Source organism: Plantactinospora sp. BB1 (assembly GCF_003030385.1).
Classification (GTDB): Bacteria; Actinomycetota; Actinomycetes; order Mycobacteriales; family Micromonosporaceae; genus Plantactinospora.
Window position 1 is genome coordinate 7,566,550 of record NZ_CP028159.1, and the last position, 23,935, is coordinate 7,590,484.

Sequence of the window (23,935 nt, forward strand, 5' to 3'; positions counted from 1 at the left end):
ATTTCCTACCCTTGACTGGTAGGACATCGCCTACCTATTGTTGCCGCATGACTGTCAGGCAGGCCCGCCGTGGCTGAGATCGACGTCTTCACCGCGGTCGCCAACCCGACCCGGCGGCAACTGCTCGGCCTGCTGCTCGACCGGGGCGAGCGGCCGGTGCAGGAGCTGGCCGAGCACTTCGACATGCGCCGGCCGAGCCTCTCGGAGCACCTGCGGGTGCTCAGGGACGCCGGCCTGGTGGTCGAGCGCCGGTCGGGCCGGCAACGGCTCTATTCGCTCCGGCCGGAGCCGCTGCGGGACGTGGCCGAGTGGCTGACGCCCTACGAGCGGTTCTGGCGGCAGAAGCTCACCGGGCTGCGCGATCTCCTCGACGCGATGGGCGTCGAGGAGGGTGCCGACGGCCCGGGGCAGGCCGGGGCCACCACCACCGAACAGAGCCGGGCTTCCGGCGAGCAGGAGGGGAAACGACGATGACCGAACGCGGCGTGATCCGGGCCGACCAGTATCTCGCGCATCCACCCGGTCGGGTCTGGCGCGCGCTCACCGAGCCCGAGCTGCTGGCCCGGTGGTTCATGCCGAACGACTTCAAGGCGGTGCCGGGACACCGGTTCACCTTCCAGACCATGGCCCGGCCGGACCAGGAATTCGACGGCGTGGTGCACGGCGAGGTGCTCGACGTCGAGCCGGAGTCGCTGCTCCGGCTCTCCTGGACCGGCGGACACCTGGACACCACCGTCACCTGGACGCTGGCCGCCGAGGGGCGGGGCACCCGGCTCTTCGTCGAACATGCCGGGTTCGACCCCGACGACCCGATCCAGCAGCGCGCCTTCGCCATCATGGACGGTGGTTGGCGCGGCATGGTCTTCCGCCGGCTGGCGGAGTTGCTGGCCGAGCCGGACGGCACCCCGGCCAGCGAACCGGCAGGATAGCTCCACCCAGGACGAAGCGGACAGTCCGCCCGGGACCGGACCGGCGATGGCGGCGGAGCGGCACCGGGACCGGACCGGCGACGGACCGGACCCGGGACCCGGGACGGGTGGGTCGGTCAGGACGGGGCGGGGCCGGTCGTGGCGGGGCCGAGCCCGCCACCCGCCGGTGTGACGCCGAGGCCGCCGCCGGAGACCCGGGCCGCCACCGCACCGGCCGTACCGGGGCGGGTTAGCGCGGCCCGGCCGACCGGCGGCACCAGCCGCCGGGCCCGCCAGGCGATCCCGATCCCGGCGGCAAGCACCAACATCGCGCCGAGGGCGTGCAGCGCCGACGCCAGCATCCCGCCGACGCCGAGCAGCGGCGCCGCGATCATCAGCAGTACGCCGTCGGACCGGCTGAACACCCCGGAGCGGTACAGCGCCAGCCCGGCCAGCCACCAGCCGAGGGAGTAGAGCAGCCCGCCGCAGACGGCGATGACCTGACCGGCCCTGCCGAACGTCGCCGTCGGGTCGGGCAGACCGCCGAACGGGAGTACCAGCATCGTGCCGGCGACCGCGACCAGCAGGCCGGCCGTGCCGGTGCCCCGGGTGCGGGTGCTGACCAGCAGGCTGGCCAGCGCCATCAGCCCGAGCAGGCCGAGCCAGAGCGCACCGATCCAGCCGAGCAGGTGCGCCGGACGCTGCTGGGTGAGGAACGGCGCGTCACCGGCACCGACCAGGGTCACCGAACCGTACACAATGGCGTAACCGGGCAGTGACCAGACGGCGAGCCGGGCCATCCGGCGCAACGACCAGGCCCAGCTCGCGTCGCTGGCCGGTTCGTCGCCGCCTCGCTCCACCACGAACGGCAGGAAGGCCAGGCCGCCGTACGGCCAGCGTCCGGAGGCCGGAGCCACGGTGCCCGGTCCGGTGCCGGCTGTCCGCTTCGGCGCCGTCCGGGCATCGGGAGGCGCGGGATCACGCTTGGGGTTCGAGGGGTGGTTTTCCGATTTCGAGGGGTGGATCACGCGCGTCACCTCGCTCAACACTGCGCGGGCGGCGCGGACGCGATCCGCTTCGACGCCCCGCTCCTGCACGCCAGTCGCTAGACCGATCGTGTCAGGTGCCGGGGCGCCGCGCGGACGCTTTGCCGGAATAGGCCGAGCCGCCGCCGGGCGGGGTGCCCGACGGCGGCCGGTGCTCTTCGCTCCAGGACCTGGAACCCGGTCAGCCCCGTTCGGGCTGCCTGTCCACATCGGAGTCGCCGAGCAGGCTGGCCGGCGGGACCGGCTCCGGCGCCGGCAGCCCCTGCGCGGGCCGCGACGTCACCTGCGCCTCCGCGGCGCGTACCTCGGCGTTGACCTCCTGGGCCGCCGCCGCGGCGGCCTGGGCCGCCTCCGCCGCCTCGCGCTCGACCGCGCCGGAGTCGACGTTCGCCCGGGGCTCGTCGCCGACCATCTGGCTGAGTCCGCCCAGCGCGCCGCCGAGCCCTTCGAGCGCCTTGTTCAGCTCGGCGGGCACGATCCAGACCTTGTTGGCGGTCCCGTTGGCGATCTGCGGCAGCGCCTGGAGGTACTGGTAGGCCAGCACCTTCTGGCTCGGGTTCGCCTGGTGGATCGCGTCGAAGACCGTACGGATCGCCTTGGCCTGTCCCTCCGCCTGGAGGATCCGGGCCTGCCGGTCACCGTCGGCGCGGAGCACCGCGGCCTGCTTCTCGCCCTCGGCGGAGAGGATCTGCGACTGCTTGTGTCCCTCGGCGTTGAGGATCGCGGCCCGGCGGTCCCGCTCGGCGCGCATCTGCTTCTCCATCGAGTCGCGGATGCTCGGCGGCGGCTCGATGGCCTTGATCTCCACCCGGGTCACCTTGATGCCCCAGCGTCCGGTCGTCTCGTCGAGCACCCCGGAGAGGTGCCGGTTGATCTCCTCGCGGCTGGTCAGCGCCCGCTCCAGGTCGAGCGAACCGATGACGTTACGCAGGGTGGTGACCGTCAACTGCTCGATCGCCTGGAGGAAGTTCGAGATCTCGTAGGTGGCCTTCACCGAGTCGACGACCTTGAAGTAGAGCACGGTGTCGATCGAGACGACCAGGTTGTCCGAGGTGATCACGGGCTGGGGCGGGAAGCTGACCACCTGCTCCCGCATGTCGACCTTGGTGCGTACCGCGTCGACGAACGGGACCAGAAGGTTGAGGCCGGGATGGAGCGTGCGCTTGTACTTCCCGAGCCGCTCGACCACGTCCTGACGCTGCTGCGGGACGATCCGCACCGCCCGAATCAGCGTGACCACCACGATCAGGGCCACGGCGGCCAACAATATGCCCATCACAGTATCCACACCGCTCACCTCTTTGTATCGGGCTGCTCATCGGAAGCGAAATCTTCGTGCCACACCAGCGCGGTCACGCCCTTGACCTCGATCACCCGCACCCGGTCGCCGGGGGCGAACACCTGGGTCGCATCGTAGGAACGGGCGGTCCAGATCTCACCATCGATCTTCACCACTCCGCTGTTGGCGTCCACCCGTTCGAGCACCAGCGCGGTGCTCCCGGCAATCGCCTGCACGCCGAACGGCTGCTCGTCGCCGGCCAGCGCGGACTGGCGGTGTCGTTGGATGACCGGGCGGGCAAAGACCAGGGTCAACGCCGAGACGGCGGCGAAGACCACCGCCTGGAGGGCGAACGGCGCGCCGAGGGCGGCCGCACCGGCCGCGGCGAACGCCCCGACCCCGAACATGACGAGGAAGAGGGTCGTCGTAAAGATCTCCGCGACCACCAGCACGACGCCCAATACGATCCACAGGAGCGGCTCCACACATCGATCCTGGCACGCTCACGCTCTACCGGCGAACTCGCGATCGACGCACATAAGATCTCGTATGCCAGGAACGGGCGAATCCGCCCGTCCGGCGCCGCGCTCCGGCCCGGTTCCGCCCCGACGGTCCGGTTCGGATAATTCAGTCCGGTTCCCGTACCCGAGCCGAGGAGGCAGCCCCGTGGCCACCCTGTCGCCGGAGACCGGCCTACCGCCGGAGACCGCCCGCCGGATCGACGCGCTCGTCGCCGAGACCCAGTCCACCGGCCGGGCGCCGTCGCTGATCCTCGGGGTGTTCCGGGCCCCGACCGCCGCCGGCACGGCTCCGGAGGGCGGGCTCGTGCACGTCGCCACGGCCGGCGAGACCCCGCCGCCGGATCCGGACATCCAGTACCGGATCGGCTCGATCACCAAGACGATGACCGCGGTACTGCTGCTCCGCCAGCGCGACGAAGGGCTGCTCGACCTGGACGACCCGCTGGACCGACACCTGCCCGGCAACCCGCTCGGCGCCGTCCGGCTGCGTCAACTCCTCGGCCACGCCGCCGGCCTGCAACGCGAACCGGACGGCGAGTGGTGGGAACGCTCCGCCGGTGCCGACCTGGAGACCCTGCTGGCCGGTCTGACCAGCGACAAACTGGCCTTTCCGGCACACCGCACCTTCCACTACTCCAACCTCGCGTACGGGCTGCTCGGGGCGGTGCTGGAACGGGTCACCGGCGAGACGTGGTGGAAACTCGTCCGGTCCCGGCTGCTCGATCCACTGGGGATGGTGCGCACCTCCTACCAGCCGGCCGAGCCGTACGCCCGGGGCTACGTGGTACATCCCTGGCACGACACGCTGCGCGAGGAGCCGCGTACCGACACCGGGGCGATGGCGCCGGCCGGGCAGCTCTGGGCCAGCCTGGCCGACCTGGCCCGCTGGGGCGGCTTCCTCGCCGCCCCGGATCCGGAGATCCTCGCCCCGGACACCCTGGCCGAAATGTGCGTTCCGGTGGCGATGGCCGACCCGGACTCCTGGACCGCCGGCTACGGGCTCGGCGTGGAACTGCACCGGGTCGGCGACCGGGTGTACGCCGGGCACGGCGGCTCGATGCCCGGCTACGTGGCCACGGTCTCGGTGCACCGGCCGTCCCGCACCGGCGTGGTCGGCTTCGCCAACGCGTACGGGCTGCGCGTCGGATCGCTGCCGCTGCTCGGCCGGCAGGTGCTCGGTACGGTGCTCGACGCCGTACCCCGGCCGGTCCGGCCCTGGCGTCCGGCGACCGCGCCGCCGGAGGCGCGGATCGCCGAGTTGACCGGCCGCTGGTGGTGGATGGGGCGCGAGTTCCAGGTCTCCTGGCACCCGAGCGCCGAGGAACTGGTTTTCACCCAGCTGCCGGCCGGGGCCGTCCCGCACTGGCGGTTCGGCCGGGACGGCACCGGCCGCTGGCGGGGCCGCTCCGGCATGAACGAGGGCGAGATCCTCACCGTCCGGCGCGACCCGGCCGGCGCGGCCACCGCCCTGGAGATCGCCACCTTCGTCTTCACCCGCGACCCCGACGACCTCGGCTGACCCGCACCCCGGCCGCACCACCGGTCTCACGGCGCGGACGGGACCCGTTTCAGGGCGCGGACGGGACCGTGACGAAGTCGATGAGCCGTTCCATCGCGTTGATCAGGGGTGTCTCCACGTCGTGGAAGCTGTCGACCCGGGCGAGGATGCGCCGCCACATCTCGGCCGGCTCGGCCACCCCGAGGGCGGCACAGACGCCCTCCTTCCACGGCCGTCCCGGCGGCACCACCGGCCACGCCCGGATGCCGAGCGCCGACGGCTTCACCGCCTGCCACACGTCGACGTACGGGTGGCCGGTGACCAGCACGTTCGGCGAGGTGACCGCCGCGACGATCCGGCTCTCCTTCGAGCCGGGCACCAGGTGGTCGACGAGTACGCCCAGCCGTCGTCCGGGACCGGGGCCGAACTCACGGACCCGTTGCGCGAGTTCGTCGATGCCGTCCAGCGGCTCCACCACCACGCCCTCGATCCGCAGGTCGTCGCCCCAGATCCGCTCCACCAGCGCCGCGTCGTGCACGCCCTCCACCCAGATCCGGCTGGCCTTGGCCACCTGTGCGGGTACCCCGGCCACCGCCACCGAGCCGGAGGCGGTCCGCCGGCGTGGCGCCGGTGCCGCCGACGGCGCCGGCCGGCGCAGCGTCACCGGTTGCCCGTCGAGCAGGAACGCCGCCGGCAGCAGCGGGAAGTTCCGGCGCCGGCCGTGCCGATCCTCCAACACCACCGCACCGGACTCGAAACCCACCACCGCGCCGCAAAACCCCGAGTCGGCGTCCTCCACCACCAGATCGGCCTCGGCCGGCACCTCGGGCACCACCCTGCGCCGCCGCCAGTCCCCGGCGAGCACGTCGTCGCCGTACATCCTCCCCATGGGAGGCGACGCTAGCCGCCGCCGGCCGCCGAGCGGGGTTGACGCGCCGCCGGGCCGGCAGCCGAGACAGCCGGCGCGGGAAGCACGTACCCTAGCCGCATGTCCCCCGCAACGGGCGCGGCGACTCTCGTGGCGCGCCGGTCCAGCCGCTTCGTGGCCTGGGTACGCGCATGGCGTGCCGGGCTGGTGCCCTACGACGAGATCGCCGACGAGATCGCCGGTGGCGAGGAGCACCTCGTCGCCGACGCCCCCGGCGCCTGGACCGACATACCGCTGCGCGACGCGCTCTGCGCCTTCTCCAAGCTCTCCCCCGACGAGATCCGGCTGGTGCTGCCCGCCCCGGGCGATCCACGCGGGCTGCCCGGTCCGGGCCCGTTCGCCTCGGCGGCCCTGCTGGCCGGCGAGGCGGTGGTGGCCCGTGGCCTGGGCGTGATTCCCGAGGTACGCACGCACACCAGCGGGTCCGGCGTGACGTTCGAGACGGTGCTGTGGCGGGTCTATCCGCTGCCGGAGACCGCTCCGGCCGCCTCGCTCGGCAGTCCCGGCGCGGCCGAGGCCGAGGCCGAGCTGGCGGTGACCCTCGCCGAGGCGACCGCGGCGCTGACCCGGCTCGACGTCGCGCAGTGGCGCCCCGAGCTGGCCGGTGCGCTCGCCGCGCTGCGCCGCCCGGACAACGGGATGGACCTGCCGCCCGGCTTCGATCCGCGCTCCCGCCGGCTGTTCGCCCGGGCCAGCGTGCTGGACCAGGTGCTGGCGCTGGCCGAGCACGCCGCTCCGGGCGGTTCGGTCAACGGTTACGAGGCCCAGCAGCGCGACGCCGCCCTCCGCCCGCTCACCGCCGCCTGCCGGCGCGCGGTCGTGGCGGCCTGCAACGCCCCGCTCTCGGCCTGACCCGCGCCGCCGTCCCCCGGGGTCGGCCAGCCGGCATCCCGGGGTACCCCGACACCGGCGCATTCGCTTGCCGGAGCTGCCCGAACACATCCGTCGAAACCCGTCCTCGCGAACGACGACCGTTGGGGAATGCACCGCTACCGACCCGATCGCGAAATCCCGCCGACCAATTCGTCCGACCGTCCACCGCCGGGGCGGCGGGGGCAGGATTCCGGTCGCAAAGGTGCGGTAGGGTCCTCGTTTCATGGGCGGCACCCCGAATACGACCGATCTCACGAACACCTCTTCCGCGAGTCCCCCCGCGTCCCGACGCCGGTGGTTCAACCGTCGCACCCTGGTCGAGCTGACCTGGGTGATGTTGGTGATAGCCATTGCCGGAGCGCTCTGCATGGCCCGCTACGAGGACCCGCGCCGGATCGCCTCCTCCGGCGACAGTTACTGGTACATGCGGCAGGCGCAGATCTTCGCCGGCACCGATCCGGCGACCGCGTCCGCCCGGTCGTCCTTTCAGGTGTGTCGCGACATCAACCGTTCGGCCAAAGACCTGAATATGCGCCCGGCCTGTCGTAACGGATATCCCCAACAGGGCATTTCTCCCCGGTACATCGCAATTTTCGACAGCCGGCCGGGATATCCGCTGTTCGCAACGCCTTTCGTGAAGATCTTCGGCGCCTGGCAGGGCATGGCCATCGCGACACTCGTCATCGCCGTCGCCGTCGGCCTGCTCAGCTATCTGGCCGTCTGGCTCGCCTTCGGAATACGCCTGGTCGGCGTCGCCGCGGCCGCCCTGGTCTACCTGCTGCCGACCGGGTACTGGATAACCCGGATGCTCGCCGACGGCGCGATGCTGGCCGGCTGCCTCGCCGTGCTGATCGGCGCGATGCTGCTCTGGCGGAACCGGTTCAGCGGCCTGCCGATCGCGCTCGCCGGCTTCGGCTGGACCTTCGTCACCAAGTCGGCGAACGGGGTGGCAATGGCCCTGGTGCTGCTGGCCGCGAGCGGCTGCGCGCTGCTGACCAGGTTCCCGAACCGGCGCGGTGCGCTGCTCACCGGCGGGCTCGGCCTGGCCACCCTGGTCGGCTGGTTCGCGGTCAGCGCGGCCCTGAAGCTGCCGTCGCTGACCGAGGCCATCCAGGACTACGCCACCAACCACTTCAGCGTCCCGGACACCCCGGAGCCGTACACCTGGCTGTGGGAGAAGAACCTCGAATGGTGGCCCGGCACCCTGCAACACATGGTGCTCTCCCCGTTCCCGCTGATCGCGGTGGTACTGGCCACGCTGATCTTCGCGACCCGGACCCGGCACCTCACCTTCCTGTGGCTGGGTACCGGGCTGACCGGGCTGGCCATGCTCGCCGCGAAACCGGTCGACACCGAGTACGAGCGGCTGATGATCCCGGTCTGGTTCCCGGTCGCCGCCGCGCTCGGGTACGCCATCGTGGCGGCACTTCCGGCCCGCTGGTCCGGCCGGCCGACGGCCGAGGGTGTGGCCCTGCCCACCCAGCGGCCCGGACCGCCCCCGGCCCGGAGCGACGCACCCGGTCGCCCGGTCGGCGACGAGCCCGCCGCCCCCGGCGACGCCTCCGCCACCCGCACCGACGACCGGGTCGGAGCGGCCGGCTGACCTGGCCCGGCGCCCACCGGCACCGGCCGCCGCGCGGCGGCCGGTGCCGGACTCAGATCTCGTCGATCAGGTCGACGACCGAGGAGACGATCCGGGACGGCAGGTACGGGTAGCGCTCGGCCTCGGCCCGGGTGCTGATCCCGGTCAGCACCAGCACGGTCTGCAGGCCGGCCTCCAGCCCGCAGAGGATGTCGGTGTCCATCCGGTCACCGATCATCGCGGTCGTCTCGGAGTGCGCGTCGATGGTGTTCAGCGCCGACCGCATCATCATCGGGTTCGGCTTGCCGACGAAGTACGGCTCCACCCCGGTCGCCTTCGAGATCATCGCCGCCACCGATCCGGCGGCCGGCAGGGCACCCTCGGCGGACGGGCCGGTCGGGTCCGGGTTGGTGCAGATGAACCTCGCCCCGCCGTCGATCAGCCGGACCGCCTTGGTGATCGCCTCGAAGCTGTACGTCCGGGTCTCGCCCAGCACCACGTAGTCGGGTGCGAAGTCGGTCAGCACGTACCCGACGGCGTGCATCGCGGTGGTCAGCCCCGCCTCGCCGATCACGTACGCCGTACCGCCCGGGCGCTGGTCGGCCAGGAACTGCGCGGTGGCCAGCGCGGCGGTCCAGATGGCGTGTTCGGGGACGTCGAAGCCCATCCGGTTCAGCCGGGCCTGTAGGTCCCGGGCGGTGTAGATCGAGTTGTTGGTCAGGATCAGGAACGGCTTGCCCGAGGCGCGCAGCGCGCGGACGAACTCGGGCGCGCCGGGCACCGGCTGCCCCTCGTGCACCAGTACCCCGTCCATGTCGGTGAGCCAGCTCTCCACCGGCTTTCGATCGCTCATGCCGGCACTCCGCTGCTCTCGTTCATGACTCTCCTACCGGGCGGGGTCACGGGCGCCGGGCCGGCTGGCAGCAGCCGGCCGGACAGGCGTCCCAGGCGGGCAGCGTACCCAGCCGGCGTCGCGCCGCCGTGTCGGCCGGGTTAAGCCGCTCGGTCACCAGTTCCCGGACCATCGCCACGAACCGCCGGTCGGTGCCCGGGGTGGCGGCCCGGACGAAGTCGAGGCCGAGCTGCTTGGCGGTCGCCGCCGCCTCGGTGTCCAGGTCCCAGACCACCTCCAGGTGGTCGGAGACGAAGCCGATCGGGCTGACCACCACCGAGCTGACCCCGTCGGCCGCCAGCGCCCGCAGGTGGTCGTTGACGTCCGGCTCCAGCCACGGCACCTGGGGCGGGCCGGAGCGGCTCTGCCAGACCAGGTCGTACGGCAGGCCGGGGGCGGCCCGCTCGGCCACCAGCGCGGCGGTCTCGCGGAGCTGGGCTTCGTACCGGCCGCCCTGCGGGCCGGCGGAGGCGGCCATCGAGACCGGGATCGAGTGGGCGGTGAAGACCAGCCGGGTGCTCTCCCGACGGGCCGGGTCGAGGGTGGCCAGCGCGGTGGCCACCGCGTCGGCGTGCGGCTCGACGAACCCGGGATGGTCCCAGTACTGCCGCAGCTTGTCGATCCTCGGCGCGTCCGGCCCCACCGCCGCTCGGGCGGCCACGATGTCCTCCAGGTATTGCCGACAGGAGGAGTAGCCGCCGTACGCGCTGGTCACGAAGCCCAGAGCGGAACGGATCCCGTCGTTGCGCAGCTCGGCCACGGTGTCGGCGAGCATCGGGTGCCAGTTGCGGTTGCCCCAGTAGACCGGCAGGTCGAGCCCGTGCGCGGCGAAGTCGGCCCGGATCGCGGCGAGCAGGTCCCGGCACTGCTGGTTGATCGGCGACACGCCGCCGAAGTGCTGGTAGTGCTCGGCGACCTCGGCCAGCCGGTCCGGTGGCACGTTCCGCCCCCGGGTGACGTTGGCCAGGAACGGCAGGACGTCCTCCGGCCGTTCCGGGCCACCGAACGAGATCAGCACAACGGCGTCGTACGACATGCCACCATTGTTCCCGCTCCGGCCGGGCGAGCCGGCCCGGCCCCGCCCGCCCGCCGGGTCAGGCCGACGGGACCTTGCTCACATCGCGGCGCCGAGCGCGTGGTAGCCGCCGTCGACGTGCACGATCTCACCCGTGGTGGCCGGGAACCAGTCGGAGAGCAGGGCCAGGCAGGCCCGCGCGGCCGGCTCCTGGTCGGTCAGCGACCAGCCCAGCGGCGCCCGGTCGGACCAGGCCTGTTCGAACTGCTCGAAACCCGGGATCGACTTCGCCGCCATCGTGCGCAGCGGACCGGCCGAGACCAGGTTGCTGCGGATCCCCTTCGGGCCCAGGTGCAGCGCCAGATAGCGGGAGGCGGACTCCAGGCCGGCCTTGGCCACGCCCATCCAGTCGTACACCGGCCAGGCCTTGGTGGCGTCGAAGGTGAGCCCGACCACGGCGCCGCCCGGGCTCATCAGCGGCAGCGCGGCCACCGCGAGCGCCTTGTAGGAGTACGTCGAGACGTGCACCGCGGTCGCCACGTCCTCCCACGGCGCGTCCAGGAAACCGCCGCCGAGGCAGCTCTGCGGCGCGAAGCCGATCGAGTGCACCACGCCGTCGAGCCCGTCGACGTGCTCGCGGACCCGCTCCGCCAGGCTGGCCAGCTGCTCGGCGTCGGTGACGTCCAGCTCGATCACCGGCGCGGGCTCGGGCAGCCGCCTGGCGATCCGCTCGACCAGGGACATCCGGCCGAAGCCGGTGAGTACCACCTGCGCGCCGTTCTCCTGGGCGAGCTTCGCCACCGAGAACGCGATCGACTGGTCGGTGATGACACCGGTGACGAGCAGCCGCTTGCCGGCCAGCAGTCCAGACACGTGAAGATCCTCCAAACCGTCGTGGTCCCCCGCGTCCCGTGGCCGGTCCGGGTCCGTCCCGGCCGATCACGGCGCCTGGGCGATTGTGCCAGTGATTGCCCCGGGCCCGGGCCGGTCAGTGCCCCATGCCGAGGCCGCCGTCGACCGGGATGACCGCCCCGGAGACGTAGCCGGCGGCGTCGGAGGCGAGCCAGGCCACCACCCCGGCCACCTCGTCCGCGCCGGCCATCCGGCCGGCCGGGATCGACTTGCGGATCTCCGCCTTGCGCTCCTCGGAGAGCACCGCCGTCATGTCGGTGTCGATGAAGCCGGGCGCGACGACGTTCGCGGTGATGTTCCGGCCGCCCAGCTCCCGGGTGATCGACCGGGCCACCCCGACCAGGCCGGCCTTGCTCGCCGCGTAGTTCACCTGGCCGGCGCCGCCGGAGAGGCCGACCACCGAGGAGACGAAGATCATGCGGCCCCACCGGGCCCGGAGCATCTTCGCCGAGGCGCGCTTGGCGCACCGGAACGCGCCGGTCAGGTTGGCGTCGACGACCCGGGTGAACTGCTCCTCGGACATCCGCAGCAGCAGCGTGTCGTCGGTGACCCCGGCGTTGCACACCAGCACCTCGACCGGACCCAACTCCGCCTCGACGGCCGAGAACGCCTCGTCGACCTGGGCGCTGTCGGTGACGTCGCACCGGACGCCGAAGAGGTCGGCCGGCGGGTTGCTGCCGCGGTGGGTGACCGCCACCCGGTCGCCCTGCTTGGCGAAGGCCTGCGCGATGGCCAGGCCGATCCCCCGGTTGCCTCCGGTCACCAGCACGGTTCGGGCCACGGGTGTCCTCCTCACGGACGGTACGGACGTGCGGGTTGGAGACTAGGCGCTACCGGCAGGTAATCCGTAACCCGGGTGGGGTGATACCCGGGTACTACCGGCGGCGTCGTGCCACGGGGTGACGACGGGGCGGAGCTGGCACCCGTACCCTGCCGGTGATGGAGAACGGCACCGCCGAGGCGCTACGCACCGGCCGCGACGACCTGCGCCGGCTGCTGGTCGGGGCGGACTTTCCGCTGTCACCGCCGACCGGGCCGCCCGGCAGGTGGCGACGAGTGTGGGAGGGCGCCCGGCAGTTCCTGGCGCCGGTGCTGATCTTCGCCCTGGTCGGCATCACCATCGCCGGCATCCAGTACCTGACCGACACCCGGGGCCTGCCCGGATGGCTGGCGGTCGCGCTCGGCGTCGGCGGAACCCTGCCGGCGGTACTCGCACCGTTCCGCCCGCTGTTCGCCTGGCGGTTCGGCTACCCGCTGCTCTACCTCGGGGTGATCGACGCACTGCCGGGCGAGTCGTGGCCGTGGAGCCCGGTGCAGATCATCGCCTTCCTCTTCGTCCTGCTGGTGCTGGCCGCCCGGACCAGCCTGGGGATCGCCGCCTGGGCGGGGCTGCTCAGCGTGCTGCCGGCGTACGTGTTCGTGCCGACCCGGGCCAACGCGCACGGGGTGGCGCTCCTCTTCCTGGCGATCCTGATCGTCGGCGACCAGGTGCGGCGGCGCCGGCAGAGCCAGCGGGCCCTGGCCGAACAGGCCGAACGCAGCGAGCTGGAGCAGGCCCGCCGGGCGGTGCTGGAGGAACGGACCCGGATCGCCCGGGAGATGCACGACGTCGTCGCGCACCACATGTCGATGATCGCCGTGCAGGCGGAGACCGCGCCGTACCGGCTGGGCGAGCTGCCCGAGCCGGCCCGGGACGAGTTCACCGCGATCGCGGGGTCGGCCCGGGAGGCGCTGACCGACATGCGCCGGCTGCTCGGGGTACTCCGCAGCGAGTCGGCGGCACCGCAGACCGCGCCGCAGCCGGGGCTGGCCGACGTACCGGAGCTGGTCGAGGCGGCCCGCCGGGCCGGGATGTCGGTGACGGTCGCCACCGGTCCGGAGCCGGAGCAGCGCCGGGCGGTGCCGGAGGCGGTCGGGCTGGCCGGGTACCGGATCATCCAGGAGGCCCTGGCGAACGCGGCCCGGCACGCGCCCGGGACGGCCGTGCGGGTGTCGGTGGACGCGGACGACACCGCGCTGGTCATCGGGGTCTGGAACGACCCGGCCGGTCCCGGCGCCGGCCGGCCGGCGAGCGCCGCCGGCCCCGCCGGGCACGGGCTGACCGGGATGCGGGAGCGGGTCCGGCTCCTCGGCGGCCGGCTGCGGGCCGGCCCGACCGACGACCACGGGTACGCGGTCACCGCGCACCTGCCCTACGCCCCGGAGCCGACCGCCGAGCCCGACGGAGGTACGCCCCGATGATCCGGGTGCTGATCGCCGACGACCAGGCGATGGTCCGGCAGGGCTTCGGGGCGCTGCTGGCGGCCCAGCCAGACCTGCTGGTGGTCGGCGACGCGGCGAACGGTGCCGACGCGGTCACCGCGGCCCGGCGCCTCGACCCCGACGTGGTGCTGATGGACGTCCGGATGCCGGTGCTGGACGGCCTGGCCGCGACCCGACAGCTGCTCGGCGACCGGCCGGCGGCGGACCGGCCCCGGGTCCTCATCCTTACCACCTTCGACCTCGACGACTACGTCTACGAGGCACTGCGGGCCGGCGCCAGCGGCTTCCTGCTCAAGGACGCCCCGGCCGCCGACCTGGTGCACGCGGTCCGGGTGGTCGCGGCCGGCGACGCGCTGCTCGCCCCGGCGGTGACCCGTCGGCTGATCGCCGAGTTCGCCGCCCGGCCCGGCCGGGACCGGCCCCGCCCGACCAGCCTGGCCGGGCTCACCCCCCGGGAGACCGAGGTGCTCCGGCTGATCGCCCGGGGGCGCTCCAACGGGGAGATCGCCGCCGAGCTGATCGTCGCGGAACAGACCGTGAAGACCCACGTCGGGCGGATCCTGAGCAAGCTCGACCTGCGCGACCGGGCCCAGGCGGTGGTCGTCGCGTACGAGTCCGGGCTGGTCGCGGCCGGCGACTAGTGCCCCGGTAGCCCTGCCGTAGTCCCCGGGTAGGCCGCCGGAAGCCGTCCCGTGGCGTGACGCGCCGACCCCCTCCGAGCACGCATTCTCGGCTGGCGAAGGCGATCGGAGGGAGTTCGGGATGGTGTGGCGACCGGCGGTACGACCGGTGGTGGCCGGTCTGCTCGCGCTGGGGCTGATGGTGCCGCCGCCGGCCGGGGCGAGCGAGGTGGCGGTGGCCCGGGCCGGGTTCGTCGAGGCGTACCCGGCGGTGGCGGCGGCGATGCGGGCGGCCGGTGCGCCGTACGCCGGCTGGGCGGCCGCCGGGCGGTCCTTTCTGGCGTTCGACCCGGGTGGGGACGGGCTGGCCGTGGAGGTCGTCGGCGACCTCGGCACCGCCGACCGGATCGCCGTGCTGGTACCGGGGGTGGACAGCAGACTGCGGGACTTCGACCGTGGCCTGGGCGGGGTACGCCGACGCGCGCCCGCCGTCCAGGCCCGCGCCCTCTACGACCAGGCCCGTGCCGTCCGGCCCGGTGCCCGGGTGGCGGTGCTGGCCTGGCTCGGCTACGACCCGCCGAACGGGCTGGGCCGGGCGGCGGCCCGCGCCGAGCACGCGCAGGCGGGGGCGGATGCCCTGGTCGAGCTGACCCGGACGCTGGCCCGGCACCGCCCGGGCGCGGCGGTGACGCTGATCGGGCACAGCTACGGCGCCCTGGTGGTCGGGCTGGCCGCGTCCCGGGTGCCGCCGCAGGTGACCGACCTGGTGACGCTGGCCGGGATCGGCACCGGCGTGGACCGGGTGGCCGAACTGGACACCGCCGCCCGGGTCTGGGCGGCCGAGGCCCCGGACGACTGGATCCGCCGGCTGCCCCCGGTGCGGGTGTTCGGCTTCGGGCACGGCGTCCGGCCGGCCGCGCCGGAGTTCGGCGCCCGGCCGCTGCCGGTGGACGGGGTGCGCGGCCACGACGGCTGCCTGGTGCCGGGCAGCGCGACGCTGCGGGCAACCGCCCTGGTCACGCTCGGTGCGGCCGGCGGCGACGTACCGGAGGCCGGGGTCGACCGGCAGCCGGCCCGCGCGGCGGCGGGGACCGTCCGATGAGTCTGCTCGAACGGCGCCGGACCGAGGGGACGATCACGCACCGGGTGCCGTCGGAGGGCGGCGGCCGGGACCGGGGCGTCGACGGGCTGCGGGCGTACGCGATCGGCGGGGTGGTCTTCGGGCACTGGCTGGTCACCGCCCTGGTACTCGGCCCGGACGGCGCGCTGCGCACCGCCAGCCCGCTGGCCGCGATGCCGGCGCTGGTGCCGGTGAGCTGGCTGTTCCAGACGCTCGGGCTCTTCTTCTTCGTCAGCGGGTACGCCTCGGCCCGGTCGCTCCGCTCGGCGACCGCCCGGGGGCTGGGCCCGGTGCCGTGGCTGCGCCGGCGGCTCGGTCGACTGGGTCGGCCGGTACTGCTGCTGCTCGGCGGCTGGCTGGCGGTACTCGCCGCCGCCGCCCTGCTCGGCACCCCGGCGGGAACCCTGCGCACCGCCGCCACGCTGGTGGTCAGTCCACTGTGGTTCCTGCTGCCGCTGGTGGTGCTGATCGCGTCCACCGCCCCGCTGGCCCGGGCGCTGGACCGGTACGGGCCGCTCCGGCTCGCCGTACCGGCCGTGGCGTTGGTCACGCTGAGCGACCTGGCGGGTCGGGGCGGGGACTCGTCGGGGTGGCCGGTGCCGCTGCCCGGGGACGGTGCGTGGCGGGTACCGGTCGCGGTGCTGGCCGGCTGGCTGCTGCCGTACCTGCTTGGGATGGCCCTCGCCGACGGCCGGCTCGGCGGCCGGCGCACCGCCGTCGGGTTGCTGCTGGCCGGTGCGACCGGGATGGCCGGGCTGGGCTGGGCGGGCTATCCGCTCAGCGCGGTCGGGGTGCCCGGGGAGGGGATGTCCAACCTGGACCCGCCGTCGCTCTTCGCGGTCTGCCTGGCGCTGGCGCAGGTCGGCGCGGCGCTGCTGCTCCGGCCGGCGCTGGGCCGGGCGCTGGCCCGGCCGGCCCGGTGGGCCCCGGTGGACCGGCTCAACGCCGTGGCGATCAGCGTCTACCTGTGGCACCAGAGCACGCTGCTCGGGGTGACCGCACTCGCCGCGCTCGGGGCCCGGCTGGCCGGCGCCGGTGCCGTACCCGGACTGCACACCGCGCCGGACGGACCCGGCTGGGTCGCCGCCCGGCTGGCCTGGCTGCCGCTGCTGCTCCTGGTCCTCGCCGTGCTGGTCGGCCGGGCCGGCGGCTATCGGCGGCGGGGCACCCGCGAGGGCGGTGAAGCGGAGTCCGGACGGCCCCGGGGCGGCCCGGATCGATACGCAGAGTGACCGGCGGAGCCGCTTTTCCGCCCGGCGCGGTCGGAGAGCCGACACCCGCGGGACCCGGATGCCGACTGCGGCCGCCGGGCCCCGCGGGTGTACGATGACTCACGTTCAAGGTCCGGTCGACATTTGGAGGTGATCGCTGTGCGAAATAGCGATCCTCCCAGTCGTGGCCGGGTCCTTGGTCAGTCCGCCTGAGCCGTGACGTCTCCCGCCGACTGACCCAGTTCCGCTCCACACCGCATCCCCGGACCGCTCCGGCACCTGCCGGCGTGCCGTCCGGCCGTGCGTCTTCCGATGGCTGTCGCCGAGCCGAGGTGTGTGGAGCTGTCCGGTCACGACTTCGTGTGCGCGCCCACTGATCCCCGAGACGCTCCCGCGTGGCCCCGCGCCGCCCGCCGGACGTCTCCAGTCGCCACCCGGAGAGCAGAATCATGCAGCGTTACGTCGCCCCGCTGGGCTTCACCCTCGCCGCCGCCTGGGTCGTGCTGGTCTTCATCCTGGTCCGCGCGACCCCGTGACGACCGCCACTCCCGCGACAACCACCACCCCCGGGCCGACGGTCGACCCCGGGCCGACCGTCGGCTCCATGACGACCACCACCCGCGTGACGACCACCACCCGCGTGACGACCGCCGTCACACCAGGCGGGACGTCCAGAGCAGGCTCAGTCCCGCCGCGCCGAGCGCGAAGAGCAGCGCGATCCCCGCGTACCACTGGGTGATCTCCCGGGCCTCGGTGCGGAACCCGATCGAGCTGCCCATGTCCTGGTAGACCTGCTTCAGCTCGGTGACCGAGGCCGCCTCGTAGAAGAAGCCCTGCGTCGTCTCGGCCAGCTCGGCCAGGGCCAGCCGGTCGACCGGTACCCGCTGCACCTGGCCGCCGATGTCGACCTGGCCCGAGTCGGTGCCGAACGCGATGGTCGAGACCGGCACGTTCGCCGCCTGCGCCGCCGCACCGGCCTCCTCGACCGAGCGGCCCGAGGTGCGGTAGCCGTCGGAGAGCAGCACGATCCGGGCCGGCGGGATGCCCTGGGCGCCGTCCGCCGGCACCGACCGGATCGCCTCCAGGCAGGTGAAGACCGCCTCGCCGGTCGCGGTCGCCTCGGCCAGCACCAGACCGTCGATGGCCTGGGTCACCGCCGGGCGGTCCTTGCCCGGCGGCACCAGCACGTTGGCGGACTTGGCGAAGGCGACCAGCCCGAGGTTGTAGCTCGGCGGCAGCTCCGCGACGAACTGCTTCGCCGCCTCCTGGGCCGCCTCCAGCCGGTTCGGCGTCACGTCGTCGGCCTCCATCGACAGCGACACGTCGATCGCCAGCATGATGGTGGCCCGCTCCAGCGGCTCCTTGGTGTCGATCGCGGGCCGGGCCATCCCGGTGGCCAGGATCAGCAGGCTGAGCAGCATCACCCCGGCCGCGGCGTGCCGGCGCCAGCCGATCCCCTTCGGCACGAGGGTGCGCAGCAGCTCCACGTTGGTGAACCGCATAGCGTACGTGCGGCGGTGCAGTTGTCGCCAGACGTACGCCCCGGCGAGCAGCAGCACGGGTAGCACGGCGAGCAGCCACCACGGTTGCAGAAAACGGATCATCGTGTCGTCCCCCGGGTACGGGCGTGCCGCTGCGCTGCGACGAAGCGCACCATGTCCAGCAGCCAGTCGGAGTCGGTACGCAGCCGCAGGTGCGCCGCTCCGGCGGCCCGCAGCTCGTGGGCGATGGCGGCGCGCTGGGCTGCCGCCGCGGCGGCGTAACGGCGCCGCAGCCGTGGGTCGGCGGTCTGCACCTCGTGCAGCTCACCGGTCTCCGGGTCGACGACGGGCAGTACCCCGACGTCCGGCAGTTCCAGTTCCCTCGGGTCGACGACCTCGACGGCGAGCACCTCGTGCCGGACCCCGAGCTTGCGTACCGGGCGTCCCCACTGCTGCGGCGGGGCCAGGAAGTCGGAGATCACCACCGCCATCCCCCGGCGCCGGGGCGGCCGGTTGAGCGCGTCCACCAGCAGACCGAGGTCGGTGCGTCCGGGTCGGGTCGGCGTGCCGGCGACGGCCCGGAGCAGCCCCTGTGCCTCCTTGCGCCCGGGCCGGGCCGGCAGCCGCAGCACTCCCGGCGGGGTGGCGAGCGACCCGCTCCCGCCGCCGGGGGGCGGGCCGGTGCCGATCACCGCGCCGATCCGGTTGCCGCCGCGCACGGTCAGGTGGGTGATCGCCGCCGCCGCCGCGATCACGAGTTCCCGCTTGAGCCAGCGGCCGGTGCCGAAGTCGAGGCTGGCCGAGAGGTCCACCGCGAGCCAGGTCTCCAGTTCCCGGTCGGCGACCGTACGCCGGACGTGCGGCACCGTCGTCCGGGCCGTCACCGGCCAGTCCATCCGGCGTACGTCGTCGCCGGGGCGGTACTCCCGGGACTCCCCCGCCTCGGTGCCGGGCCCCGGCAGCAGGCCGAGGTAGTCGCCCTGGAGCAGCCCGTCGAGTTTGCGGGTGACCAGCAACTGCAACCGGGAGAGTACGGCCTCGGCCCGGGCGGGACCGCCGTCGGTCGCCGACGTCATGCCGGCGGGCGCCCGGGCCACGCCGAGCCGACCGCCGGCACCCCGGACGCGGGTCCGATGCCGAGCCCGGGGCCGGCCGGCGGGGTGGGGGTGGCGTTCTGCCGGGGTGCGACCGAGGGGAGCGGGATGGTGGACATCACCCGGTCGACGACGTGGTCGGCGGGGATGTTGTCGGCCAGCGCGTCGTAGCTGAGCACCAGCCGGTGCCGGAGGATGTCCGGGGCGATGTCCTGGACGTCCTGCGGCAGCGCGTAGTCCCGGCCGCGCATCAGCGCCAGCGCCCGGGTGGCCCGGACGATGCCGAGCGAGGCGCGCGGGCTGGCACCGTACTGGATGAGCTGCGCCACGTCCGGCATCCCGTGCTCGGCCGGGGCCCGGGTCGCCAGCACCAGGCGTACGGTGTAGTCGACCAGGGCGTTGTGCACGAAGACCTTGTCGGCCTTCTGTTGCAGCCCGACGAGTTCGAGCGGGGTGAAGACCGAGGACGGCTCGGGCGCGCTGACCCCCATCCGGTAGACGATCTCCCGCTCCTCGGCGTCGGTGGGATAGCCGACGATGATCTTCATGAGGAAGCGGTCCCGCTGCGCCTCGGGCAGCGGATAGACCCCCTCCTGCTCGATCGGGTTCTGGGTGGCCATCACCAGGAACGGGTTCGGCACCCGGTGGGTCTGCCCGCCGATCGACACCTGCTGCTCGGACATCACCTCCAGCAGCGCCGACTGCACCTTGGCCGGTGCCCGGTTGACCTCGTCGGCGAGGAGGAAGTTCACGAAGACCGGCCCGAGTTCGACGTCGAACTTCTCGCTCGACTGCCGGTAGATCCGGGTACCGACGATGTCGGCGGGGACCAGGTCCGGGGTGAACTGCACCCGGGCGAAGGTGCCGCCGACCACCCGGGCCAGGGTCTCCACCGCGAGCGTCTTGGCCACCCCCGGCACCCCTTCGAGCAGGCAGTGTCCCCGGGCCAGCAGGGCGACGAACATCCGCTCCACCATCCGGTCCTGCCCGACGATGACCCGCTTGACCTCGAAGAGGGCTCGCTCCAGCAGGGTGGCGTCCTCGGCCGGGGTGCTCCCCACGGTCGGGACGGCACCGCCGACGTCGGGCGGGGTCGGGGTGTCGGGCGTCGTCGGCTGGGCCACCGGTCCTCCACAGCAGGGTCACGGGATCAACGGGTCGGCGCGGGCCGACGTCCCCAAGCGTCGCACGTCCGCCGAGCAGACCGCGAAGGGAGAACCGGATTTGCGGTTCCATCCGGCGCATTTGCGCCTCGCCAAGACGCGCAATCCGGAAAACGGTCGATGGTGGGTAGACATAGAGGGGTTTTCTCTGTGTACGATGGCGCGAATCGCCGGGCGGCTCCCCCCGTGGCCGCCCGGCGATCTCTTCCCCCGGGCCCCGCCGTGCCGCGCCGTAGAATCGCCGCCGTGAGCGAAGGGTTCCCAGCCGCCGACACCTCCCCGCCGGCCGACAGTCAGCCCCGGATCTGCTCGGCGCGAGGCTGCCGGGCACCGGCCGCCTGGGCGTTGCGCTGGAACAATCCCCGGCTGCACACCCCGGAGCGGCGCAAGACCTGGCTCGCCTGTGTGGAGCACCGGCAGTCGCTCGGCGACTTCCTCGGCGCGCGCGGGTTCCTTCGCGAGGTAGCACCCGCCGGAGGATCGCCTACGCTCGACACGTGAGCGAGCGAGGCGGCGAGCGAAGCGGGCCCGGCGATGACGACCGAGGCGGGCACGACCCGGAGTCGATCGGCGAGCCGGCGGCCGGACGATCCGCGACCGGGCCGACGGACCCGCTGGAGCCGTGGCCGGAGACCGTACGCTGGCAGCCGGTCTCCACGGACCTGATAAAGGTGGAGGCGCTCCGGCTCGGGATCGGCATGCTGGCCCTCGCCGCCGGTGCCGGGATCGGCCTCGCGCTCACCGGTCACTGGCTCTTCGGCCTCGCCCTCGGCGCGGTGGTGGTAGCGACCGTGTGGCGGCTGACGGTGATCGTCCGGGCCGTACGCGCCTGGGGGTACGCCGAACGCGACCACGACCTGCTGGTCCGGCACGGCCTGCTGGTCCGGCGACTGTCGATCGTGCCGTACGCCCGGATGCAGTTCGTCGACGTCACCGCCGGGCCGCTGGAGCGCGCCTTCGACCTGGCCACCGTGCAACTGCACACCGCCGCCGCCGCGAGCGACGCCCGGGTGCCCGGGCTGCGCCCGGCGGAGGCGTCCCGGCTGCGCGACCGGCTCACCGCCCTCGGCGAGGACCGGGCGGAGGGTCTGTGACTCCCGAGGAGGGCGCCGAGCCCCGGCAGCGGCTGCACCCGTTGAGTCCGCTGCTGCACGGGGCGAAATCACTGGTGGTGATCGTCGCCGCGCTCTCCTGGTCGACGCTGTCCCGGGTCGGCCTCGGCTTCTTCGCCCTGCTCGTCGCGGTGTTGCTGGTCGGCGCGCTGGTGCTCTCGGTGGTCAGTTGGTACAACACCGGCTACCACGTGGTCGGGCGGGAACTGCGGATCCACGAGGGTCTGCTGTGGCGGCGTACCCGGGCGATCCCGCTGGAGCGGTTGCAGTCCGTGGAGGTGGTCCGGCCGCTGCTGGCCCAGCTCAGCGGGCTCGCCGAGCTGCGGTTGGAGGTGGTCGGCGGCGGCAAGACGGAGGCGCCGCTGGCGTACGTCACGGTGGCCGACGCAGTGGTGCTGCGGGAGCGCCTGCTGGTGCTGGCCGGCCGGGCGCCGTCCGGCCCGGTGCAGGTGCCCGGGGCCGCGCCCGGCGCGACACCGGCCGGGCAGCCGGGTGCACCGGTGCCGGGTCAGCCCGGCGTACCCGGTCTGCCCGGACTGGTCGGCACCGTCGAGCCTCCGGTCGGCCGGCACCTGCACGCGGTCTCCAACCGCGACCTGCTGGTCAGCCAGCTTCTCACCCCGCAGGCGTTCCTGCTGCCGTTCGGCGTCGCCTTCGTGCTGGTCCAGTTCCTCACCGAGGGTTCCTGGTCGTTCATCGCGGTCGCCAGCACCCTGACCGCGATGGCCGGGGTGGTGCTCCAGCCGATCCGGCGGGTGCTGGACGACTGGAGTTTCCGGCTGGCCCGTGACGACGCCGCGCTGCGGGTCCGGCACGGCCTGCTGGAGACCCGGGCCCAGACCGTACCGCTGGACCGGCTCCAGGCGATCGGGGTCACCTGGCCGCTGCTCTGGCGGATGAAGGGGTGGCTGCGGATGCGGCTGTCGGTCGCCGGGTTCGCCAGCGGTGAGCTGGACGACCGGAGCCATCCGGACCGGCTGCTGCCGGTCGGCGACCTGGCCACGGCACAGATGATCATGGCGGAGATCCTGCCCGGGGTGGCGATCACCGGCACCCTCACCCCGCCACCGGCCCGGGCCCGCTGGGTGCACCCGCTGGCCCGTACCGCGCTCGGTGCCGGGCTCTCCGCCCGGGTCTTCGCGGTCCGCTCCGGACTGCTGACCCGGGAACTCCTCGTCGTGCCGTACGCCCGGATCCAGAGCGTACGGGTGGTGCAGGGGCCGCTCCAGCGGCGGCTGCGGCTGGCCACCGTGTACGCGGACACCGCCGGCGGGCCCGGCGCCGCCGCCCGGGACCGGGACCTGCACGAGGCATGGGCGCTGGCCGCCGAACTGACCGCCCGGGCCCGGGCCGCCCGGCTCAGCGACCCGCGCTGACCGTCCGCTCCGGCGCCTCGGCGGCTTCGGCGGCCTCGGCCGGAGTGGGCTCGGACGGAGCGGGCTCGGCCGGCTGGCGGCGGGCCCTGCGCGCCGCCCACCAGCGCTCGGCGAGCCCGACGACCAGGAAGGTCAGCCCCACGTACGCCCAGCCGACCAGTACGTCGATCACGTAGTGCTCGCCCGCGTAGACCAGGGTGAAGGTCATCGCCAGCGGATAGCAGAGCAGCAGCGGCCACCAGCGTCGGCGGGTCGCGCCGAGGAAGAAGACCACCACGAAGAGCGCCCAGGCGGTGTGCAGCGACGGCATCGCGGCGACCGGGTTGGAGGCGATCTGACCGGCGTTGAGCAGGTTGCCGGCGCCGTGCATGCCGAACTCCCGCCAGCCCCGGGTCGAGATCCGGGCGACGTCGGTGAGCATCCCGTACTGCGCGGCCCACCAGGGCGGCGCGGCCGGGTAGATGAAGTAGGTGACCAGGCCGCTGGCGCAGAGGAAGCCCCAGCGGCGCATGAACGCGCCCCACTGGGTCCGGGAGCGCAGCCAGAGCACCACCGCGGCGGTCAGGGTGACCACGAAGTGCGAGAAGTAGACCCAGCTCACGCCGACGTCCCACCAGTGGATGCCGTCCGGGTCGTAGAGGTGCTGTTGCAGCCAGACGGTGGGGACCTGGCCGTCCATCGCCCAGCCGAACATCCACCGGTCGGCGACGATCAGCTCGTAGGCGTGTGGGGTCGCCCCGTTGTCCGCGAACCCCCGGGAGAGGTTGTAGAGGGCGAGCAGCACCACCACCGGCAGCCAGTCCCGGGCGAAGCCCAGATGTGTCCGCCAGGGACGGTCACTGCGCCAGGCGATGGTGGCGGCCCAGAGCCAGGCGAAGGCGTACAGCGGGTCGGTGGGCAGGCCGATCAGCAGCCAGGCGGCGACGAAGGCCACCGCCCAGATCGACATGGCGACGAACCGGCGGCGCCGGTTGTCCGGGGACGCCGGACCGGGTGGCGGCGCGGGCGGGGTGTCGGTGACGGTGGCGGTCATCGCCGTCCA

At 73.7% G+C, this 23,935-nt stretch carries 25 protein-coding genes; 13 read left to right on the plus strand and 12 right to left on the minus strand.

Annotated elements, in window-relative coordinates; genetic code table 11:
- The first annotated feature begins 69 nt into the window (after positions 1-69).
- Both C6W10_RS33170 and C6W10_RS33175 read left to right on the plus strand, forming a co-directional pair.
- The gene (locus C6W10_RS33170) at positions 70-474 is read left to right on the plus strand and encodes a helix-turn-helix transcriptional regulator (protein ID WP_199853073.1); all 405 of its coding nucleotides are present in this window, start codon (positions 70-72) and stop codon (positions 472-474) included.
- Positions 471-929: an SRPBCC domain-containing protein gene (locus C6W10_RS33175; RefSeq protein WP_107262990.1), complete on the plus strand. Its 459-nt coding sequence runs from the start codon at positions 471-473 to the stop codon at positions 927-929. Before C6W10_RS33170 ends, C6W10_RS33175 begins: the two co-directional genes overlap by 4 nt.
- A 116-nt stretch (positions 930-1,045) precedes the next feature.
- Here the strand turns inward: C6W10_RS33175 and C6W10_RS33180 are convergent, their stop codons facing one another.
- The 3 genes from C6W10_RS33180 to C6W10_RS33190 form a co-directional block, all read right to left on the minus strand.
- Positions 1,046-1,825 (minus strand): hypothetical protein, encoded by a 780-nt coding sequence (locus C6W10_RS33180; protein ID WP_107262991.1) that lies wholly within the window; start codon positions 1,823-1,825, stop codon positions 1,046-1,048.
- Between the two features lie 310 nt (positions 1,826-2,135).
- Positions 2,136-3,242: an SPFH domain-containing protein gene (locus C6W10_RS33185; protein WP_107264480.1), complete on the minus strand. Its 1,107-nt coding sequence runs from the start codon at positions 3,240-3,242 to the stop codon at positions 2,136-2,138.
- 5 nt (positions 3,243-3,247) lie between these two features.
- Entirely contained in the window at positions 3,248-3,718 is a 471-nt protein-coding gene (locus C6W10_RS33190) for an NfeD family protein (RefSeq protein ID WP_107262992.1), read from the minus strand.
- 190 nt (positions 3,719-3,908) lie between these two features.
- On the opposite strand from C6W10_RS33190, the gene C6W10_RS33195 reads away from it, so the two are divergent.
- Complete coding sequence (locus tag C6W10_RS33195; protein ID WP_369938727.1) at positions 3,909-5,273, plus strand: serine hydrolase domain-containing protein; 1,365 nt, start codon at positions 3,909-3,911, stop codon at positions 5,271-5,273.
- A 49-nt stretch (positions 5,274-5,322) separates the two neighbouring features.
- Here C6W10_RS33195 and C6W10_RS33200 read toward each other — a convergent pair whose 3' ends face one another.
- Positions 5,323-6,141: a DUF3097 domain-containing protein gene (locus C6W10_RS33200; RefSeq protein WP_107262994.1), complete on the minus strand. Its 819-nt coding sequence runs from the start codon at positions 6,139-6,141 to the stop codon at positions 5,323-5,325.
- Positions 6,142-6,240: 99 nt separating this feature from the next.
- Between C6W10_RS33200 and C6W10_RS33205 the strand changes: the two genes are divergently transcribed.
- Positions 6,241-7,032 (plus strand): hypothetical protein, encoded by a 792-nt coding sequence (locus C6W10_RS33205; protein ID WP_107262995.1) that lies wholly within the window; start codon positions 6,241-6,243, stop codon positions 7,030-7,032.
- A 361-nt stretch (positions 7,033-7,393) separates the two neighbouring features.
- The gene (locus tag C6W10_RS33210) at positions 7,394-8,656 is read left to right on the plus strand and encodes a hypothetical protein (RefSeq protein WP_159104855.1); all 1,263 of its coding nucleotides are present in this window, start codon (positions 7,394-7,396) and stop codon (positions 8,654-8,656) included.
- Positions 8,657-8,708: 52 nt separating this feature from the next.
- Here the strand turns inward: C6W10_RS33210 and C6W10_RS33215 are convergent, their stop codons facing one another.
- The 4 genes from C6W10_RS33215 to fabG all read right to left on the minus strand — a co-directional run bounded on the left by C6W10_RS33215 (position 8,709) and on the right by fabG (position 12,235).
- Positions 8,709-9,488, minus strand: coding sequence for an HAD-IIA family hydrolase (locus tag C6W10_RS33215; RefSeq protein ID WP_107262997.1), 780 nt, complete (start codon positions 9,486-9,488; stop codon positions 8,709-8,711).
- A 46-nt stretch (positions 9,489-9,534) separates the two neighbouring features.
- Positions 9,535-10,563, minus strand: coding sequence for a ferrochelatase (locus C6W10_RS33220; RefSeq protein ID WP_107262998.1), 1,029 nt, complete (start codon positions 10,561-10,563; stop codon positions 9,535-9,537).
- A 78-nt stretch (positions 10,564-10,641) separates the two neighbouring features.
- On the minus strand, positions 10,642-11,415 hold the full coding sequence (fabI, locus tag C6W10_RS33225; RefSeq protein WP_107262999.1) for an enoyl-ACP reductase FabI: 774 nt from the start codon (positions 11,413-11,415) through the stop codon (positions 10,642-10,644).
- Positions 11,416-11,530: 115 nt separating this feature from the next.
- Positions 11,531-12,235, minus strand: a complete 705-nt coding sequence (gene fabG / locus C6W10_RS33230; protein ID WP_107263000.1) for a 3-oxoacyl-ACP reductase FabG — start codon at positions 12,233-12,235, stop codon at positions 11,531-11,533.
- Positions 12,236-12,393: 158 nt separating this feature from the next.
- On the opposite strand from fabG, the gene C6W10_RS33235 reads away from it, so the two are divergent.
- The 5 genes from C6W10_RS33235 (at position 12,394) to C6W10_RS37660 (ending at position 17,203) form a co-directional block, all read left to right on the plus strand.
- Entirely contained in the window at positions 12,394-13,695 is a 1,302-nt protein-coding gene (locus C6W10_RS33235; protein WP_107263001.1) for a sensor histidine kinase, read from the plus strand.
- On the plus strand, positions 13,692-14,357 hold the full coding sequence (locus C6W10_RS33240) for a response regulator transcription factor (RefSeq protein ID WP_107263002.1): 666 nt from the start codon (positions 13,692-13,694) through the stop codon (positions 14,355-14,357). Before C6W10_RS33235 ends, C6W10_RS33240 begins: the two co-directional genes overlap by 4 nt.
- Before the next feature lie 121 nt (positions 14,358-14,478).
- A complete protein-coding gene (locus tag C6W10_RS33245; RefSeq protein ID WP_107263003.1) occupies positions 14,479-15,438 on the plus strand; it encodes an alpha/beta hydrolase in 960 nt (319 codons plus the stop codon).
- Positions 15,435-16,688, plus strand: a complete 1,254-nt coding sequence (locus C6W10_RS33250) for an acyltransferase (protein WP_107263004.1) — start codon at positions 15,435-15,437, stop codon at positions 16,686-16,688. Before C6W10_RS33245 ends, C6W10_RS33250 begins: the two co-directional genes overlap by 4 nt.
- 374 nt (positions 16,689-17,062) lie before the next feature.
- Positions 17,063-17,203 carry a hypothetical protein gene (locus tag C6W10_RS37660; RefSeq protein WP_159079466.1) on the plus strand — a complete coding sequence of 47 codons (141 nt, stop codon included), beginning with the start codon at positions 17,063-17,065 and terminating at the stop codon, positions 17,201-17,203.
- A 117-nt stretch (positions 17,204-17,320) separates the two neighbouring features.
- Here C6W10_RS37660 and C6W10_RS33255 read toward each other — a convergent pair whose 3' ends face one another.
- From C6W10_RS33255 to C6W10_RS33265, 3 genes are read right to left on the minus strand one after another with little or no spacing between them, the layout of a single operon-like run.
- Complete coding sequence (locus C6W10_RS33255; RefSeq protein WP_107263005.1) at positions 17,321-18,271, minus strand: VWA domain-containing protein; 951 nt, start codon at positions 18,269-18,271, stop codon at positions 17,321-17,323.
- Positions 18,268-19,224 (minus strand): DUF58 domain-containing protein, encoded by a 957-nt coding sequence (locus C6W10_RS33260; protein WP_107264481.1) that lies wholly within the window; start codon positions 19,222-19,224, stop codon positions 18,268-18,270. Before C6W10_RS33260 ends, C6W10_RS33255 begins: the two co-directional genes overlap by 4 nt.
- Positions 19,221-20,366, minus strand: a complete 1,146-nt coding sequence (locus C6W10_RS33265) for a MoxR family ATPase (protein ID WP_107263006.1) — start codon at positions 20,364-20,366, stop codon at positions 19,221-19,223. The genes C6W10_RS33260 and C6W10_RS33265 overlap by 4 nt, the downstream gene beginning before the upstream one ends.
- A gap of 285 nt (positions 20,367-20,651) precedes the next feature.
- Here C6W10_RS33265 and C6W10_RS33270 point away from each other — a divergent pair, with 285 nt between their 5' ends.
- The 3 genes from C6W10_RS33270 (at position 20,652) to C6W10_RS33280 (ending at position 22,893) form a co-directional block, all read left to right on the plus strand.
- Entirely contained in the window at positions 20,652-20,906 is a 255-nt protein-coding gene (locus C6W10_RS33270; RefSeq protein WP_234361513.1) for a hypothetical protein, read from the plus strand.
- Between the two features lie 65 nt (positions 20,907-20,971).
- Positions 20,972-21,499, plus strand: coding sequence for a PH domain-containing protein (locus C6W10_RS33275; protein ID WP_107264483.1), 528 nt, complete (start codon positions 20,972-20,974; stop codon positions 21,497-21,499).
- Positions 21,496-22,893 carry a PH domain-containing protein gene (locus tag C6W10_RS33280; protein WP_107263007.1) on the plus strand — a complete coding sequence of 466 codons (1,398 nt, stop codon included), beginning with the start codon at positions 21,496-21,498 and terminating at the stop codon, positions 22,891-22,893. The genes C6W10_RS33275 and C6W10_RS33280 overlap by 4 nt, the downstream gene beginning before the upstream one ends.
- On the opposite strand, the gene C6W10_RS33285 is transcribed toward C6W10_RS33280, so the two are convergent.
- The gene (locus C6W10_RS33285) at positions 22,877-23,926 is read right to left on the minus strand and encodes a phosphatase PAP2 family protein (protein WP_107263008.1); all 1,050 of its coding nucleotides are present in this window, start codon (positions 23,924-23,926) and stop codon (positions 22,877-22,879) included. The two genes, C6W10_RS33280 and C6W10_RS33285, sit on opposite strands and share 17 nt — an antisense overlap.
- Between the last annotated feature and the right edge of the window lie 9 nt (positions 23,927-23,935).

Bases quoted from the DNA above. Each gene is read 5' to 3' on its own strand.
- C6W10_RS33175 (WP_107262990.1), top strand. From the start codon at position 471: ATGACCGAACGCGGCGTGATCCGGGCCGACCAGTATCTCGCGCATCCA.
- C6W10_RS33200 (WP_107262994.1), bottom strand. From the start codon at position 6,141: ATGGGGAGGATGTACGGCGACGACGTGCTCGCCGGGGACTGGCGGCGG.
- C6W10_RS33205 (WP_107262995.1), top strand. From the start codon at position 6,241: ATGTCCCCCGCAACGGGCGCGGCGACTCTCGTGGCGCGCCGGTCCAGC.
- C6W10_RS33215 (WP_107262997.1), bottom strand. From the start codon at position 9,488: ATGAGCGATCGAAAGCCGGTGGAGAGCTGGCTCACCGACATGGACGGG.
- C6W10_RS33220 (WP_107262998.1), bottom strand. From the start codon at position 10,563: ATGTCGTACGACGCCGTTGTGCTGATCTCGTTCGGTGGCCCGGAACGG.
- C6W10_RS33235 (WP_107263001.1), top strand. From the start codon at position 12,394: ATGGAGAACGGCACCGCCGAGGCGCTACGCACCGGCCGCGACGACCTG.
- C6W10_RS33240 (WP_107263002.1), top strand. From the start codon at position 13,692: ATGATCCGGGTGCTGATCGCCGACGACCAGGCGATGGTCCGGCAGGGC.
- C6W10_RS33245 (WP_107263003.1), top strand. From the start codon at position 14,479: ATGGTGTGGCGACCGGCGGTACGACCGGTGGTGGCCGGTCTGCTCGCG.
- C6W10_RS33250 (WP_107263004.1), top strand. From the start codon at position 15,435: ATGAGTCTGCTCGAACGGCGCCGGACCGAGGGGACGATCACGCACCGG.
- C6W10_RS33255 (WP_107263005.1), bottom strand. From the start codon at position 18,271: ATGATCCGTTTTCTGCAACCGTGGTGGCTGCTCGCCGTGCTACCCGTG.
- C6W10_RS33260 (WP_107264481.1), bottom strand. From the start codon at position 19,224: ATGACGTCGGCGACCGACGGCGGTCCCGCCCGGGCCGAGGCCGTACTC.
- C6W10_RS33285 (WP_107263008.1), bottom strand. From the start codon at position 23,926: ATGACCGCCACCGTCACCGACACCCCGCCCGCGCCGCCACCCGGTCCG.